This is a genomic window from Terrabacter sp. NPDC080008 (assembly GCF_040702505.1).
GTDB lineage: Bacteria > Actinomycetota > Actinomycetes > Actinomycetales > Dermatophilaceae > Terrabacter.
In genome coordinates this window covers 192,133-207,868 of sequence record NZ_JBFBLC010000007.1, presented here as the reverse complement: position 1 = coordinate 207,868, position 15,736 = coordinate 192,133, and the positions used below count along the sequence as shown (strand labels likewise).

13 protein-coding genes are annotated in these 15,736 nt (G+C 72.4%); 7 read left to right on the top strand and 6 right to left on the bottom strand.

From position 1 onward, the window contains the following. Positions 1-40: 40 nt before the first annotated feature. A complete protein-coding gene (gene icmF / locus AB0316_RS18730; RefSeq protein WP_366274594.1) occupies positions 41-3,310 on the bottom strand; it encodes a fused isobutyryl-CoA mutase/GTPase IcmF in 3,270 nt (1,089 codons plus the stop codon). Between the two features lie 61 nt (positions 3,311-3,371). Here icmF and AB0316_RS18725 point away from each other — a divergent pair, with 61 nt between their 5' ends. Both AB0316_RS18725 and AB0316_RS18720 read left to right on the top strand, forming a co-directional pair. After that, positions 3,372-3,932 (top strand): MarR family transcriptional regulator, encoded by a 561-nt coding sequence (locus AB0316_RS18725; protein ID WP_366274593.1) that lies wholly within the window; start codon positions 3,372-3,374, stop codon positions 3,930-3,932. Positions 3,933-3,993: 61 nt separating this feature from the next. Then, positions 3,994-5,277, top strand: a complete 1,284-nt coding sequence (locus AB0316_RS18720; protein WP_366274591.1) for an AGE family epimerase/isomerase — start codon at positions 3,994-3,996, stop codon at positions 5,275-5,277. Here AB0316_RS18720 and AB0316_RS18715 read toward each other — a convergent pair. Beyond that, entirely contained in the window at positions 5,267-6,508 is a 1,242-nt protein-coding gene (locus AB0316_RS18715; RefSeq protein ID WP_366274589.1) for a D-arabinono-1,4-lactone oxidase, read from the bottom strand. The two genes, AB0316_RS18720 and AB0316_RS18715, sit on opposite strands and share 11 nt — an antisense overlap. Before the next feature lie 146 nt (positions 6,509-6,654). On the opposite strand from AB0316_RS18715, the gene AB0316_RS18710 reads away from it, so the two are divergent. Continuing rightward, positions 6,655-7,656: an aldose epimerase family protein gene (locus AB0316_RS18710; protein ID WP_366274588.1), complete on the top strand. Its 1,002-nt coding sequence runs from the start codon at positions 6,655-6,657 to the stop codon at positions 7,654-7,656. 30 nt (positions 7,657-7,686) lie between these two features. Here the strand turns inward: AB0316_RS18710 and AB0316_RS18705 are convergent, their stop codons facing one another. From AB0316_RS18705 to AB0316_RS18695, 3 genes are all read right to left on the bottom strand, one after another. Further along, the gene (locus tag AB0316_RS18705) at positions 7,687-8,013 is read right to left on the bottom strand and encodes a hypothetical protein (protein ID WP_366274587.1); all 327 of its coding nucleotides are present in this window, start codon (positions 8,011-8,013) and stop codon (positions 7,687-7,689) included. A gap of 135 nt (positions 8,014-8,148) precedes the next feature. Continuing rightward, a complete protein-coding gene (locus tag AB0316_RS18700; RefSeq protein ID WP_366274585.1) occupies positions 8,149-8,472 on the bottom strand; it encodes a hypothetical protein in 324 nt (107 codons plus the stop codon). Between the two features lie 100 nt (positions 8,473-8,572). Continuing rightward, on the bottom strand, positions 8,573-8,761 hold the full coding sequence (locus tag AB0316_RS18695) for a hypothetical protein (protein WP_366274584.1): 189 nt from the start codon (positions 8,759-8,761) through the stop codon (positions 8,573-8,575). A gap of 80 nt (positions 8,762-8,841) precedes the next feature. Between AB0316_RS18695 and AB0316_RS18690 the strand changes: the two genes are divergently transcribed. From AB0316_RS18690 to AB0316_RS18675, 4 genes are all read left to right on the top strand, one after another. After that, entirely contained in the window at positions 8,842-9,324 is a 483-nt protein-coding gene (locus AB0316_RS18690) for a MarR family transcriptional regulator (RefSeq protein ID WP_366274658.1), read from the top strand. Positions 9,325-9,514: 190 nt separating this feature from the next. Then, a complete protein-coding gene (lysX, locus tag AB0316_RS18685; RefSeq protein ID WP_366274583.1) occupies positions 9,515-12,907 on the top strand; it encodes a bifunctional lysylphosphatidylglycerol synthetase/lysine--tRNA ligase LysX in 3,393 nt (1,130 codons plus the stop codon). Beyond that, on the top strand, positions 12,898-14,013 hold the full coding sequence (locus AB0316_RS18680) for an alpha/beta hydrolase-fold protein (protein WP_366274581.1): 1,116 nt from the start codon (positions 12,898-12,900) through the stop codon (positions 14,011-14,013). The genes lysX and AB0316_RS18680 overlap by 10 nt, the downstream gene beginning before the upstream one ends. A gap of 145 nt (positions 14,014-14,158) precedes the next feature. Further along, on the top strand, positions 14,159-15,088 hold the full coding sequence (locus AB0316_RS18675; protein WP_366274579.1) for an SGNH/GDSL hydrolase family protein: 930 nt from the start codon (positions 14,159-14,161) through the stop codon (positions 15,086-15,088). Between the two features lie 12 nt (positions 15,089-15,100). Here the strand turns inward: AB0316_RS18675 and AB0316_RS18670 are convergent, their stop codons facing one another. Beyond that, entirely contained in the window at positions 15,101-15,703 is a 603-nt protein-coding gene (locus AB0316_RS18670) for an NAD(P)H-dependent oxidoreductase (RefSeq protein ID WP_366274656.1), read from the bottom strand. Positions 15,704-15,736: the final 33 nt, after the last annotated feature.

Genomic DNA, 15,736 nt, shown 5'->3' with positions numbered 1-15,736 from the left:
TTCGACGGTTGAGGAGGGGCCAGACGTGGCCTTTCGACGGTCAGACGTTGCGGCGGTACTGGCCGCCGACCTCGAAGAAGGCCTCGGTCACCTGCTGGAGCGAGCAGACCCGCGCTGCGCGCATCAGGACGTCGAAAACGTTGCCGCCTTCGATGGCGACCGCCTTGAGCTCCTCGAGCTCCGCCCTCGCCTCGACCTCGTGCGCCTTCCGGAACGCCCGCACCCGCGAGAGCTGGCTCTGCTTCTCCTCCTCGGTGCCGCGGGCGAGGACGACCTTGCGCGGCGCCTCGCCCTCGTGCGGGTTGCGGAAGGTGTTGACACCGATGATCGGCAGGCTGCCGTCGTGCTTGCGGTGCTCGTAGAGCATCGACTCGTCCTGGATGCGGCCGCGCTGGTAGCCGGTCTCCATCGCGCCGAGCACTCCGCCGCGCTCGGTGATGCGGTCGAACTCCTTGAGCACCGCGGCCTCGACCAGGTCGGTCAGCTCGTCGATGACGAACGAGCCCTGGAGCGGGTTCTCGTTCATCGCCAGGCCCCACTCGCGGTTGATGATGAGCTGGATAGCCAGCGCCCGGCGCACCGACTCCTCCGACGGGGTCGTCACCGCCTCGTCGAACGCGTTGGTGTGCAGGGAGTTCGCGTTGTCGTAGATCGCGATGAGCGCCTGCAGCGTGGTGCGGATGTCGTTGAAGTCCATCTCCTGCGCGTGCAGGCTGCGGCCCGACGTCTGCACGTGGTACTTCAGCTTCTGGCTGCGCTCCCCCGCGCCGTACTTCTCCTTCATCGCGACGGCCCAGATGCGCCGGGCGACCCGGCCGAGCACGGAGTACTCGGGGTCCATGCCGTTGCTGAAGAAGAACGACAGGTTGGGCGCGAAGTCGTCGACCTTCATCCCGCGAGCGAGGTAGCTCTCGACGTAGGTGAACCCGTTGGCGAGGGTGAAGGCGAGCTGGCTGATCGGGTTGGCCCCGGCCTCGGCGATGTGGTAGCCGGAGATCGACACCGAGTAGAAGTTGCGCACCGAGTGCTCGATGAACCACTCCTGGATGTCGGCCATCATCTTGAGGCTGAACTCGGTGCTGAAGATGCAGGTGTTCTGGCCCTGGTCCTCCTTGAGGATGTCGGCCTGCACCGTGCCGCGGACGTTCGCGAGGGCGTATGCCGTGAGCTGGTCGCGCTCCTCGTCGCCGGGCTCCCTGCCCTCCCGCGCCCGGAAGGCGTCGACCTGCTGGTCGATCGCGGTGTTGAGGAAGAAGGCGAGGATCGTCGGTGCCGGGCCGTTGATGGTCATCGACACGGAGGTGGTCGGCGAGACGAGGTCGAAGCCGTCGTAGAGCGCCTTCATGTCGTCGAGCGTTGCGATGGAGACGCCGGACGTGCCGACCTTGCCGTAGACGTCAGGGCGAGGGTCGGGGTCGCGGCCGTAGAGCGTGACCGAGTCGAAGGCGGTGGACAGGCGGGTGGCCTGCTGCCCCTCCGAGAGCAGCTTGAAGCGGCGGTTGGTGCGGAACGGGTCGCCCTCGCCGGCGAACATGCGCGCGGGGTCCTCACCCTCGCGCTTGAACGGGAAGACGCCGGCCGTGAACGGGAAGTAGCCGGGGAGGTTCTCGCGGCGCAGGAAGCCGACGAGCTCGCCGTGGTCGCGGTAGCGGGGCAGGGCGACGCGCGGGATCTTGTTGCCGGACAGCGACTCTCGCGTCAGGACGTTGCGAATCTCCTTGTCGCGGATGCGCACGACCTGCTCGTCGCCGGAGTACGACTCGACGACCGACGGCCAGTCGTCGAGCGCCTTGGACACCTCGGCCGGCAGGTCGGTGCGCGCCTCCTCGAGAAGGGCGTCGACCGCATCGACCGCGGAGCCGGCACTGCCCACCTCGCCGGCCGCGGCGGCGCCTGCGAGCTCGCCGCGCACGGACTCGAGCCGCTGCACGCGACTGGCCGCGGCGGCATACCGCTCGGTGGCTTCGTGGTAGCCGCGGACGGTGTCGCTGATCTCGGAGAGGTAGCGCACCCGGGAGGCGGGGACGATGGTGGCGATGCGCGTCGACTGCTTGGTCGCGACGTGCGGCAGCGCGCCCTCCTCGACCGGCATCCCCTTGTCAGACAGCAGGGCTCGCAGCTCCTGGTACAGGGCGGTGACGCCGTCGTCGTTGAAGGTGGCGGCCGACGTGCCGAAGACCGGCATGTCGGCCGGACCCTTGCCGAAGGCCTCGCGGTTGCGCACCATCTGGCGCCCGACGTCGCGCAGCGCGTCCTCGGCGCCGCGGCGCTCGAACTTGTTGATGGCCACGACGTCGGCGCGGTCGAGCATGTCGATCTTCTCGAGCTGGCTGCTGGCGCCGAACTCGGGCGTCATGACGTACAGGGAGACGTCGGCGTAGTCGACGATCGCGGCGTCACCCTGGCCGATGCCCGGCGTCTCGAGGATGACGAGGTCGTAGCCGGCGGCCTTGACGACGGAGAGCACGTCGTCGAGGTGGGTCGGGACCTGCGACCCGCCGCGCGTGGCGAGGCTGCGGAAGTAGACGCGGTCGCCGTCGAGCGAGCTCATCCGGATGCGGTCGCCGAGCAGGGCGCCGCCGCCGCGGCTGCGGGTCGGGTCGACGGCGAGGACGGCGACGCGCAGCTTGTCCTGCTGGTCGAGGCGCAGGCGGCGGATCAGCTCGTCGGTGAGGCTGGACTTCCCCGAGCCACCGGTGCCGGTGATGCCGAGCACGGGGACCCGGCGGCGGGACGCGGCCTCGCGGATGCCACCGAGGGTCGCGTCGTCGAGCTCGCCCTCCTGCGCACCCGTGATCGCTCGGGCCACCGCGGTGCGGTCGCCGGCGAGGACGGCCTCGAGCGAGGGGGCACCGATCTCCCACGGGTCGAAGTCGCAGTCGGCGATGACGGTGTTGATCATGCCGGCGAGACCCAGGCGCTGGCCGTCCTCGGGGCTGAAGATGGTGACCCCGGAGTCGCGCAGCCGCGCGATCTCCTCGGGGACGATGACGCCACCCCCGCCGCCGACGACGCGGATGTGGCCGGCGCCGTTCTCCTTGAGCAGCTGCACGAGGTACTCGAAGTACTCGACGTGGCCGCCCTGGTAGGAGCTGACGGCCACACCCTGGACGTCCTCCTCGATCGCCGCGTCGACGACCTCCTGGACGGACCGGTTGTGCCCGAGGTGGATGACCTCGGCGCCCTGCGTCTGCATGATCCGCCGCATGATGTTGATCGAGGCGTCATGGCCGTCGAAGAGGCTGCTGGCCGTGACGAGGCGGACGTGGTGGGAGGGCTGGTGGTGCTCGCGCTGCGCTGCGTCGGACATGGCAAAATACTAGGACTTCCGAATAATGGACGTCAACGCGTCACGCCCCTACGATGGCAGCATGACTGCGGGAACGAGCGCCCCGGCCAGCAGTGCCGGCTCCGTGAGCCCTACGAGCGGTGTCGGATCCGGGCTCGACTTCGACCCCATCGCCCGCGCTCGTCAGCAGTGGACCGAGCAGGGCTGGGTCGCGGCGGCCGACGGCATGGCCGCGATCACCTCCCTCATGCGCGCCCACCAGATCGTGCTGGCTCGGGTCGAGGCGACCCTCAAGCCGCTCGGCGTCACCTTCGCCCGCTACGAGGTGCTGATGCTGCTGTGGTTCAGCAAGCGGGGGTCGCTGCCGATGAAGGTCATCGGCTCGCGCCTGCAGGTGCACCCGACGAGCGTCACCAACGCCGTCGACCGCCTCGAGGACGCCGGGCTGGTCACCCGTTCGACGCACCCGGACGACCGGCGCGCGATGCTCGTCGCCCTGACCCCCACCGGGCGCGAGCTCGCCGAACGCGCCACCAGGGCGCTCAACACAGAGGTGTTCGAACGGCCCGACCTGGGCACCGAGGACGTGCGCTCCCTCGTCGACGTGCTGACCCGGCTGCGCCGCAGCGCCGGCGACTTCTGAGCCGACACCGGAAGTCGACGACCCGGCCTCCGCGCCGCCACGGACTCGTCAGACTGGAGGCGTGCCCGACCAGCACCAGCGCCCACAGCGCCCGCAGCACCCACACCCCGACGAGGAGCAGCACCTGGTGCAACTCCTCCGCGGTCGCCGCCTGCTGCGCACCCTGGTGGGCCGGGCCCGACGGCCCGACGGCGGCTTCGGCTGGCTCTCCGACGACGGCCACCTGCTGGCCGACCGCGGCGTGCACCTGTGGGTCTCGGCGCGGATGACCCATGTGGCGGCGCTGGGGGTCCTCGAGGGCGACGCGACCTGCGAGGAGCTCGCCGACCACGGCATCGAGGCGCTCGTTCCGGGAGGCCTGCTGCACGACCGCGAGTGGGGCGGGTGGTTCGCCTCGGTGCGCGCCGACGGCACGCCGGCCGTCACGGACAAACGCGCCTACGAGCACGCATTCGTCGTCCTGGCCGCCGCGAGCGCGCTCACTGCTGGCCGGCCAGGGGCCGACGCCCTCCTCGACGAGGCGCTGCACGTGTTCGACCAAGGCTTCTGGGGCGATCACGACGGGCTCGCAGCCGACTCGTGGGACCGCACCTGGACGACGCTCGAGGACTACCGCGGGGCGAACGCCAACATGCACTCGGTCGAGGCGCTGCTCGCCGCGTGGGACGTCACCCGGGACCCCCGGTGGCTCGGCCACGCCCTGCGGACCGTCGAGCGGCTGGTGCACGAGGTGGCCCGCGCCTGGGCGTTCCGGCTCCCGGAGCACTACACGCCGGACTGGCAGCCGCTGCCGGACTACCACCGCGACCGCCCAGCCGATCCGTTCCGGCCCTACGGCGTGACCCCGGGACACCTGCTCGAGTGGGCACGACTGTGCCTGCACGTGCGTCACGCGCTGGGCGCCGAGGCGCCCGGGTGGCTGCTCGAGAACGCCCGATCCCTCTTCGACGTCGGCGTGCAGGACGGCTGGCACGTCGACGGCGAGGACGGCTTCGTCTACACCACGGACTTCGACGGCCGCCCGGTCGTCCGGGACCGCCTGCACTGGGTCCTGGCTGAGGCGATCTGCGCGGCACGGACGCTGCACCTGGCGACCGGGGACCCCACGTATGCCGAGTGGTACGACCGGTGGTGGCAGCACGCACACGACCGCTTCGTCGACGACGACGGCTCGTGGCGCCACGAGCTTGGTCCGGACCTCACCCCGTCGAGCACCGTGTGGACGGGCCGGCCGGACGTCTACCACGCCTACCAGGCCTCGCTCGTGGGAGCGCTCGGGCCGATGGTCTCCTTCGCCGGTGCCCTGCGGGACCGCCGCCGGAAAGCCGTCGACGTCAGCCGATGACGCGTCGCAGGAACGCGTTGTCGAAGGTGCGGTCGGGGTCGAGCCGGTCGCGCAGCTTTCGGAAGTCGCCCATCCGCGGGTAGAGCGGCTCCAGCCGGTCGCGCTCCGCGACGAAGCACTTCCCCCAGTGCGGACGCGCACCGAGCGGCAGGAGGGCCTCCTCGACCGCCGGCAGCACGGCGTGCACACGCTCGGGCTCCCGGGCCCACGTGAAGTGCACACCGAGGACGTCCTCGCCGTACGCGCTGCTCAGCCAGTGCTCGTCCGCGGCCACCGTGCGCAGCTCGCTCACCTGCAGCACCGGTGCGACGACGTCGCGCAGGGCCCGGAGGCGCTCGACCGCCGCGCCGGCGTGGCGGCGCGGCAGGAGGTACTCGCTCTGCAGCTCCTCCCCGCGACTGGGGGTGAAGCCCATCCGGAAGTGCGGCAGCCGTTCGAGCCACGCCCCCGGCTCTCCGAGCTGCGCAGTCACCGCCTCGCAGTCACCGCCCTCCAGCATGTGCACCGTCGCGCCGGCCGGTGACGCCCCGCACAGCTCGGTGGGCACGTCGCCGTCGCGGCTCTTGACCCAGACCTGGTCGATGCCCTCGGCCCAGCGGGTGAAGAGGCTGACGCTGTAGGCGCTCGACAGGACGGCGTCGAGCTCCGCTTCCACCGCGTCCCAGGGCAGCCCGGTGAAGACCGTCTGCCGCACGTCGTAGCTGGGCTCGACGTCCAGCGTGGCGTGAGTGACCACACCGAGTGCCCCGAGCGAGACCACGCTGCCGTGGAAGTCCGCGTCGCCGCGGCGCACCGTGCGCAGCTCCCCGTCGGCACCGACGACCTCCAGGGCGGCGACGGCCGTCGCGAGGGAGCCGTTGTGCACGCCCGACCCGTGCGTGCCGGTGGCCACGGCGCCCGCCACCGAGATGTGCGGCAGCGAGGCGAGGTTGGCCAGCGCCCACCCCTGCTCCTGCAGTCGCGACCCGACGAGGCCGTATGCCGTCCCTGCCGTCACGCGCGCCGTGCGGGCGGCCGAGTCCACCTCCACCACGGGCGGGAGGTCGGCGAGCGAGACGAGGACACCACCGTCAGGAAGGTCGGCCAGGTCGGTGAAGCTGTGGCGGGTGCCCAGCGCGCGCACCCGTTCGGCCGCCGCCACGACCTCCTGCAGGTGCTCGACGGACCGCACCCGCTCGATCCGCGCGCGGTAGGTGTGGTTGCCGGCCCAGTTGTTCTCCGCGCTCGCCATGCCCACAGTCTGCGGCACCCGACCCCGCTGCCGCCGCTCGAGCCGGAGGCACCGGGCTCGTCGGCTGGGACGGGGCGCCCACCAGTGGCAGGCTTGCCGGACGGCCCGCGCCGGGCCCGACCCCTCGACCGCAGCAGGAGCCTCGCATGCCACCCGAAACGCCGACGTCCGTCGAGCTCGTCACCGAGGGCCTGCTCCTCGAGGTGGTGACGGCCGGGGCCGCCATCCGCCGCCTCGTCGTCACCGACGACACGGGCGAGACGAATGTCGTTCTCGGACATGCCGACCCGATGACGTATGCCGTGGACGGCGGCTACCTGGGGGCGACGATCGGGCGCTTCGGCAACCGGATCGCCGGGGCCCGCTTCACCCTCGACGGTACGACGCACGTCCTGGCCGCCAACGAGAACGGCAACGCGCTGCACGGCGGGCTCGAGGGCTTCGACCGCCGGGAGTGGACGGTGCTCGACCGGGGGCCGCAGCACGTGCGCCTCGCCCTGCACAGCGCGGACGGCGACCAGGGCTTCCCCGGCGCTCTGGACGCGACGGTCACCTACTCCGTGCAGCCGGGTGCGGTCCGGATCGACTACACCGCGACGGCCGACCGCGACACGGTGGTCAACCTGACCAACCACACCTACTTCAACCTCGACGGCGAGGGCAGCGGGCCGGTCGACGCCCACGAGCTGCGCCTGTCGGCCGATGCGTTCACCCCCACCGACGCCCAGCTGCTTCCCACCGGGGAGCTGCGGGACGTGACGGGGACCGCGTTCGACCTGCGACGGGCGACCCGGCTCGGCGAGGTGCTCGCGGCCGACGACGAGCAGCTGGTCTTCGGTCAGGGCCTCGACCACAACTTCGTCGTCTCAGGCGTGGGCGCCCGACACGTCGCGTCGCTGCGCGGCGCTTCGGGCCGCACCTTGGAGCTGCACAGTGACCAGCCGGGAGTGCAGGTCTACACCGGGGCACACTTCGACGGCACGGTCACCGGGACGTCCGGGACGGCGTACGGCCCCCGCGCAGGGATCGCCCTGGAGACGCAGGGATTCCCCGACGCGCCGAACCAGCCGGCCTTCCCCTCGACCGTGCTGCGCGCGGGCGAGGTCCACTCCAGCACGACGACCTGGCGCCTCGGCCGCGAGCGCTGAGGGCCGGCGGCTGGCCGCCACGCCCGGTTGTCAGTGACGGCGCAGGTGCCGGGGCTCCTCGTGCAGCTCGGGGTGGACGTCCTCGGGCAGATCGACGGGCTCGGCGCCCTCGCCGGGCCTGGCCACGCCCCAACCGTCGGCGCAGATGGTGTCGACCGGGGGGTTGCCCACGAGGTGCGACCGCTCGGCGCCCTCGGGGTGGTCGCGCCGCCGACGCTCGGTCTCGGGCACGTGCGGGTTGAGCGTCTCGTTGCCGTCGCTGCCGCGCCACCGGTGTCGCGGTGCCACCACGACCAACCCGACGATGAAGATCACCACGATGAGCAGCAGAACGAACTCTCCGAAGCCATCACCCACGACGGCACCTCCCGGTGTGCGGTCCCCGTCACCTCAGAGGGTACTCCCGGGCGGTGCGGAGCGTCCCCGGTCGACAAGAGGTCGTAGCGCCGCGCGGAGCGCCGGGAGGTGCGGTCTGCGTGCCGGCGGGACGGGTCAGGTCGTGTCGGGAGAGTGACCCACGTCGTTCGGCGGCGCGCGCAGCGGGTCGCGAGCGTCAGGGGTCCATCCCCCCGCGCCGGCGCCCGCGACGGCGCTGCCGTCACCCGAGGCGTCGAGGACGTCGGCGGGCGGGTTGCCGACGAGCCGGTCAGGGTCCGGCGGCGGGACGGACCCGCCGTCCTTCGCCTCGACCCGTGGGTTGAGCGTCTCGTGCTCCACGTCGCCCTTGGTGCGTCGCCGCGGGATCATGACCCACAGGATCGCTGCCAGCACGATGACGATGGCCAGCATGACGAAAAGCCCTACGCGGTCACCCATGTCTCTCCCTCCGTCGCGGTGTCCTTCAGGACGTACCCACCGACCCACCGGCGACGCACCGGCCCTGGCGAACGGACGGGGCGAGTGATGCCGGACCGTGTCAGTCGGAACCGGAGGAGCCTGCCCGGGCGCGAGCGATCCGAGCAGCTCGCTCCCGCTCCAGGCGCGCCTTGGGATCGTTGCTCTCCCCGAGCTGGGCCGGGCCGAAGATCGTCAGCACGAACATCCGGATGCGGTAGCCGATGCGATAGCCGATGGACAGCCCGTCGCGGGATTTCGAGCTCGACACGATTAACGCCTCCAGGATGATTAGTGTACGAACTGTTAGTGTACTCGCATCTCACCGAACGATGGACCGAGGAGGACGAGGTGGCCAGCAGCCCCCAGCCGAGCTCCCGGGCGCCTGCAGCCTCGGTCTCGCCGGACGAGCTGCTCAAGCTCGACCAGCAGGTCTGCTTCGCCCTCGCCGTCGCGGCCCGCAACGTCATCGCGCTCTACCGCCCCATCCTCGAGCCGCTCGGCCTGACCCACCCGCAGTACCTCGTGATGCTCGCCCTCTGGGAGCGATCGCCGCTCACGCTGCGTGAGGTGGGACGGCTGCTCAGCCTCGAGCCGGCCACCCTGTCTCCCCTGCTCAAGCGCCTGGAGGCCGCGGGCCTGGTGAGCCGGGAGCGCCATCCCGGCGACGACCGGGCGCTGGCCCTGACCCTGACCGACCGCGGCCGCCAGCTGCGGCAGCGCGCCCTCGAGGTGCCCCCGCAGGTCGTCGAGCGCCTCGGCCTGCCCGTCGAGGACCTCAGGACCCTGCACGCCGCGCTCACGCGCGTCATCGCGGCGACGACGACTGACTGACGGCGACGGACTGACGGCGACGGACTGACGGCGACGGACTGAGCACGACGGACTGACCGGCAGCGACTTGCCAAGGCCGAACAGCGGCCCCGGGCGGATCTCGAGGCTGGGAGTCTGCTGCACGAACACTGTGAGCGGTTCTGCAGCGAACCTGCAGCAACCGCCCAGCGGCAGGGTGGAACCTGTGAGCATGGCCACCTCATCCTCGCGTGCGCCGGCACCACACCGGCCGGCGCGACTGCTCACGGGGCTCTACGCGCTCGCCACCGTCACCGCGCTCCTGCTCACCCTGCTCGGCCGGCGGCGACCTCACCCGATCCTCGCGGAGCAGTTCTTCGGGCTGCTCAACATCCCGGTCGCCCCCACCTTCGTGTCGGTGGTCGTCCTCGCGCTCGCCACGCGCGCCCTGCTCGGGCGCAAGCGCGTAGGGCTGTGGTTCGTGGCGGCCTTCCAGGTCTTCGGCATCTATGTGGGGCTGGAGGAACTCGTGCCGTCGGTGGAGGTGCCGCTCACCGAGATGTGGGTCAGCCGCGGCGGCCTCGGCCGTGGCCTCGACGTGGTCTCCACCGTGGTCGCCGCACTGGCCCTGTGGTGGCTGTGGCGCATCCGTCACGAGTTCACGGGCCGGCTGCAGCGTGGCTCCTGGGGCCTGTCGGTGGCGGCGCTGGCCGGCGGCTCCGCCATCACCCTCGCCGTCGCGTGGCTGCTCATCGGCGCGGTGGGCGCTCCGCAGTCGCAGGTCGACCCGCTCGTCGACACCGTGCTGGAGGTGTTCGGCGGGGTGAGCCGTCGCACCGCGCTGCTCGTGCCCCCGTGGGTGGTGGACGTCGTCGCCGTCCTCGCCGGCCTGACCATCCTCGCGGCCGTCACCCTGTTCCTCGCCTCGGCCCGGCCCCGCAGCCGGTGGTCGGCCGACCGCGAGGTGGCACTGCGCGAGCTGCTCGCCCACCACGGCTCCGACGACTCCCTGGGCTACTTCGCCATCCGCCGCGACAAGGCCTCGGTCTTCTCCCCCGACGGACGGGCAGCCGTCACCTACCGGGTCGTCGCCGGTGTCTCGCTCGCCTCCGGCGACCCCGTCGGCCACCCGGACAGCTGGCAGCCGGCGATCGAGGCGTGGCGGGCGGAGGCCCGTGAGTTCGGTTGGGTGCCGGCGGTGCTCGGCGCGAGCGAGCGAGCCGCACGCGCCTACGCCGCGGCGCACGGCATGCGGGTGCTCGTGCTCGGCGACGAGGCCATCGTCGAGACCCGCCGCTTCGACCTGCGCCGCGCGTCCCTCGCGCCGCTGCGCCGGGCCGTGGCGCACGCGAGCCGCGCGGGCCTGACCGTGCAGGTGCGCCGCCAGCGCGACCTGCGGCCCGAGGAGCTGGCCGAGATCACCGACCGCGCCGAGGCCTGGCGCGGCGGGGAGACCGACCGCGGCTTCTCGATGGCCCTGAACCGTGCCGGCGACCCGGCCGACGGCGACATCCTGCACGTGACCGCGCACGGGGCCGACGGCACCCTGGCCGGCGTCCTCTCGCTCGTGCCGTGGGGACGCTCCGGCGTCTCCCTCGACGTCATGCGGCGCTCCCCCGACGCGCCCAACGGCGTCACCGAGCTGATGGTGACCGAGCTGCTGGGTCACGCCCGAGAGCTCGGCCTGTCGCGGGTGTCGCTGAACTTCTGCATGTTCCGCGGGGTCTTCGAGGACGCCGAGCGCATCGGCTCGGGCTCACTGACCCGGGTGAGCGCCTCGGTGCTGGGCTTCTTCGACCGCTTCTGGCAGCTTGAGCGGCTCTACCGGTCGAACGAGAAGTACGAGCCGCAGTGGCAGCCGCGCTTCCTCTGCTACGACGACGCCGTGTCGCTGCCGCAGGTGGCCGTCGCCGCGGGAGCCCTTGAGGGCTTCATCCGCTACCCCGCCCTCGGCCATGCCAGGGGCGAGCTGGACGCCGAGCACCTCGCACGTGCCGCCGCGGTCTCCACCCCGAGCGTCGACGTGGAGGCGCTCGGCCCCCGCCGCACCGAGCAGTACCGGCACCGGGCGGCGACGCTGGAGCGGATGCGTGCCGCGGGGGTCGAGGCCTACCCCGTGGGCGCCGCCACCACGCCCACCACCCCCATCGCACAGCTCTGCGGGCGATTGGACGGCGACCGCGCCGGGTCGCGCCCCGCGACGGACACGACGCACCCGACGGACGAGCACCTGTCGGTGGTGGGCCGCGTGCGGGAGATCCGCGACCACGGTGGCGTGCTCTTCGCCACGCTCGTCGACGGCGATGCGACGGTGCAGGTCCTCCTGGATGCCGCTCGCGTCGGTCGCCCTTGCCTCGACCGCTTCACCGCGTTCGTCGACGCCGGCGACCTGGTGCGGGTGGACGGGCCCATGGGGTGGTCGCGATCCGGCACCCCGAGCCTGCTCGTGCACCACTGGCGCATGGAGGCCAAGTCGCTGCATCCCGTGCCGTTCCGGGCCTTCGACGACCCGACCGCTCGCGCCCGCAACCGCTCCACCGACCTGCTCGTGCACCCGCGAGAGGTGGAGCTGCTCCGCCGGCGCTCGGCCGTGGTCGCCTCGATCCGCCGGACTCTCACCGACGGCGGCTTCCTCGAGGTCGAGACCCCCATGCTGCACAGCGTGCACGGCGGCGCGACCGCGCGTCCCTTCACGACGTTCATCAACGCGTACGGCGTGGACCTCTCGCTGCGCATCGCCCCGGAGCTGCACCTCAAGCGGCTGCTCGTCGCCGGACTCGGACGCGTCTTCGAGCTCGGACGCAACTTCCGCAACGAGGGCGCCGACTCGACCCACAACCCGGAGTTCACCTCGCTCGAGGTCTACCAGCCGCACGCCGACTACACGACGATGCGCCACCTCACCGAGCGCCTGGTCCGCGAGGCGGCCCGGGCGGTGCACGGCCGTGAGGTCATGCCGCTGCCGGTGGGACGCGGGGGGCGTCCCCAGTCGTCCGACAGCACGCCCGCTGAAGCGGTCGAGCTCGTCGACATCAGCGGCGAGTGGCCCGTCGTGCCCGTGCTCGAGGCAGTCTCCGAGGCCGTGGGACGCCCGGTCGACCTCGGTACCGACATGGACGTGCTGCTCGAGCTCGCCTCGACCCACGGCATCAGGGTGCGTCCCGAGATGGGCGCCGGCGCCCTGATCGAGGAGCTCTACGCCGAGCTCGTCGAGCCGGCCACGGTGCTGCCCACCTTCTACACCGACTTCCCGGTGGAGACCTCGCCCCTGACCCGCCAGCACCGAGCGACCCCCGGGCTCGTCGAGCGCTGGGACCTCGTCGTGGCCGGGATGGAGATCGGCACCGCATACAGCGAGCTGACGGACCCGGTCGACCAGCGCGCCCGCCTGACCGAGCAGTCCCTCAAGGCGGCCGCCGGCGACCCGGAGGCCATGGAGGTCGACGAGGACTTCCTCCACGCGCTCGAGCTCGGCATGCCGCCGAGCGGCGGCCTCGGCATCGGAGTCGACCGGCTCGTGATGCTGCTGACCAACACCTCGATCCGCTCGGTCCTCACCTTCCCCTTCGTCCGCCCCGTCGCGCAGCCCCGGACCGAGCGAGAGGCGAGCCCTGCATGGAGCTGACGGACACCAGCCTCGTCGTCCTGCTCGCCCTCCTCGCCGTCGCCGCCTTCGGGCTGATCGTCGCCGGCTCGCCCCGCCGGGGCGGGCCCGTGGTCCGTGGCGTCGTGCGAGCCCTCCAGGTGGTCGCCCTCAACGTCTTCGTCCTCGCCCTCGCGGGCGCGGCGCTCAACGACCAGTACCTCTTCTACTCGAGCTGGAGCGACCTCTTCGGCGCCCGCGCCGACACCGTGCGGGTGCACCAGGGCGGGAAGCCACCCGGCGGTGCGGCAGCGCACGTCCAGGGCCCCGGGCTGCCCGTGGTGGGCTCGCCCTTGGTGCTGCCGCCGCTGCCCCACCCCGGCACGCGGCTGCAGGTGTTCACGGTGAGCGACAGCCGCTCGAGGACCCGGAGCGAGGTCTACGTCCAGCTGCCCGTCGGCTACAACCCGCGCTCGGGCCGGCTCTACCCGGTCATCGTCGGCCTGCCGGCGCTGCCGAGCGGGCCACAGGGATTCCTGCGCCTCGGCGTCCTCAGCACGGTGGACCGCCTGACCGCGCAGCACCGGCTCTCCCCCTCGATCGTCGTCGTGCCGACCATCGACACCGCGACCGCGCCGGACACCGAGTGCGTCGACGGCGCGCCGACCGAGCCACAGACCGACAGCTGGCTCGCACGCGGCCTGCCCGCCTGGACGGCACAGCACTTCCGCGTCCAGCGCAGCCGGCTGGGCTGGACCACCCTCGGCTACTCCTCCGGTGGGTGGTGTGCGGCGTCGGTCGCGATGCGCCACCCCGACGTCTACGGCGCTGCCGTGGTCCTCGCCGGCTACTTCCGGCCGGACTTCAGCGCCGCGTACGATCCTCGGAGCAGTGCCGCGCAGCGTGGCTACGACCTGGTCGCCCTCGCCCGCACTGCCCCGCCACCCGTGTCGATGTGGGTGCTCACCTCCCGGGAGGACTCGTTGTCGTACCCCACCACCTCGGCCCTGCTGAGCGCCGCGCGACCCCCGCTCGACGTCACCGGGACCGTACTCGCCCGCGGCGGCCACCACGACGCGCTCGTCACCCCGTACGTCCCGGTGGCCCTGTCGTGGCTGGCCCAGACCCTGCCGGGCTTCCGTGGCTGACGGGCGAGGGCGTGTGCCGCAGGGCCGGGACCCGCACGCGCCGGACGTCGCGCCCAGGCAGCGCCGCCGCTCCGGGCAGCACCGCCGCTCCGGGCAGCACCGGCGCGCCGGTGGGGCGGCAGCGGGAGGACCCAGGCCCAGGCACGTGCTGGCAGCCCTGCTCGGGCTCGTCGTGCTCGCAGCACTCGGCATCAGCGGCGTCGTGCCCGGGCTCGGACCCGCAGGCACCTCGCTAGGGGCGGGCACGGCCACCGGCACGGCCGCACCCACGGGTGCGGCATCGGGTGAGCCCTCGAGCCCGACGCCCGCGAGCCCGACCCCGACTGCCTCCAGCGCCTCCCCCTCGCCGACGTCGACGGCGACCCCGACCGGTCCCCTGACCCTCGTCGGGCTCGGCGACTCGGTGCCCTCGGCCACCACGTGCGGCTGCACCGGCTTCGTCGAGCAGGTGGGCAGCCAGCTGCAGAAGCTGACCCACCGCCCGTGGACCGTGCACAACGACGCCCAGGGCGGCTGGACCACGGCCGACGTCGAGAACGACGTCAACACCTCGCCCACGCGTGACCACCTCGCCAAGGCCGACCTCGTCGTCATCGAGGTCGGGGCCAACGACTTCAACCTCGACCGCGTCGACGACCAGGGCTGCTACCCCGCCGCCGGCTCGTCGTGCTGGTCCTCGACCGTGGCCGGAGTGCGTGACGGCCTGCTCCGGATCATCGCGGCGATCCACCGGATCGACCAGCGGCCCGACCTGCGCATCGCCCTCCTCGGCTACTGGAACGTCACCCGGGACGGCGCGGTGGGCCGCGCCCTCGGCGAGGCCTTCGTCAACGGCAGCGACTCGCTCACCCGGCTCGTCAACGACACCGTGCAGCAGGTGGCCGGGTCCACGGGGGCGATCTACGTCGACGCCTACACGCCCCTCAAGGGCCCGGCCGGCGACCGCGACCCCACAGGCGACCTGCTCGACGACGGTGACCACCCCAACGCAGCCGGGCACACGCTGCTGGCCGGTGCCGTCATGGACCAGCTCTCCGCGGCGGAGGCGGTCAACGCGTTCCGGTCGGCGCCCTGACGGGGCCGCAGCTCACTCGGACGGCGGGTAGGGGCTGCCGGCCAGCAGCCCCGCGAGGTGGGCCGCGTTGGCCGCGAGCGTACGCGTCGTGCTGGCCACCGTGTCGGGCGTCGAGTCCAGGTCCTTGTAGTCGGTGCCGTGCATCGCCTCGCCGTTCCAGTAGGTCACGCCACCGGCAGGGATCGTGAAGCCGACGTCGTTGAGCGCCTGGAAGAGGACCGCACTGATGTGGTGGGCGCCGTCCTCGTTGCCGACGACGACCGCCACCGCGACCTTGCCGTAGGTCTGCAGGCGACCCTGGTCGTCCTTCTCCGACAGCTCGGCGTCGAGCCGCTCGATGACGCGCTGGCACACGCTGCTGTGCTGCCCGACCCACGTCGGGGTGGCCACCACGATGATGTCGCTGGCGACCAGCTGCTCGCGGATGCCCGGCCAGGCGTCGCCGTGGCCCATGTCGAGCTCGACACCGGGACGGACGTCATGGTCGACGACGCGCACCATCGAGCCGGACACGTCGTGCTCGGCCAGGGCGTCGAGCACCTGCTGGGCCAGCAGCTCGGTGCTCGAGTCGGCCGGGGACGGGCTGAGCGTGCAGTTCAGGGCGAGGGCGGTCAGGGGCACGGGAACCTCCGGTGTCGTCGGGTGCAG

Coding starts and splice junctions, on each gene's coding strand:
- icmF (WP_366274594.1), bottom strand. CDS start 3,310: ATGTCCGACGCAGCGCAGCGCGAGCACCACCAGCCCTCCCACCACGTC.
- AB0316_RS18725 (WP_366274593.1), top strand. CDS start 3,372: ATGACTGCGGGAACGAGCGCCCCGGCCAGCAGTGCCGGCTCCGTGAGC.
- AB0316_RS18715 (WP_366274589.1), bottom strand. CDS start 6,508: ATGGCGAGCGCGGAGAACAACTGGGCCGGCAACCACACCTACCGCGCG.
- AB0316_RS18710 (WP_366274588.1), top strand. CDS start 6,655: ATGCCACCCGAAACGCCGACGTCCGTCGAGCTCGTCACCGAGGGCCTG.
- AB0316_RS18700 (WP_366274585.1), bottom strand. CDS start 8,472: ATGGGTGACCGCGTAGGGCTTTTCGTCATGCTGGCCATCGTCATCGTG.
- lysX (WP_366274583.1), top strand. CDS start 9,515: ATGGCCACCTCATCCTCGCGTGCGCCGGCACCACACCGGCCGGCGCGA.
- AB0316_RS18680 (WP_366274581.1), top strand. CDS start 12,898: ATGGAGCTGACGGACACCAGCCTCGTCGTCCTGCTCGCCCTCCTCGCC.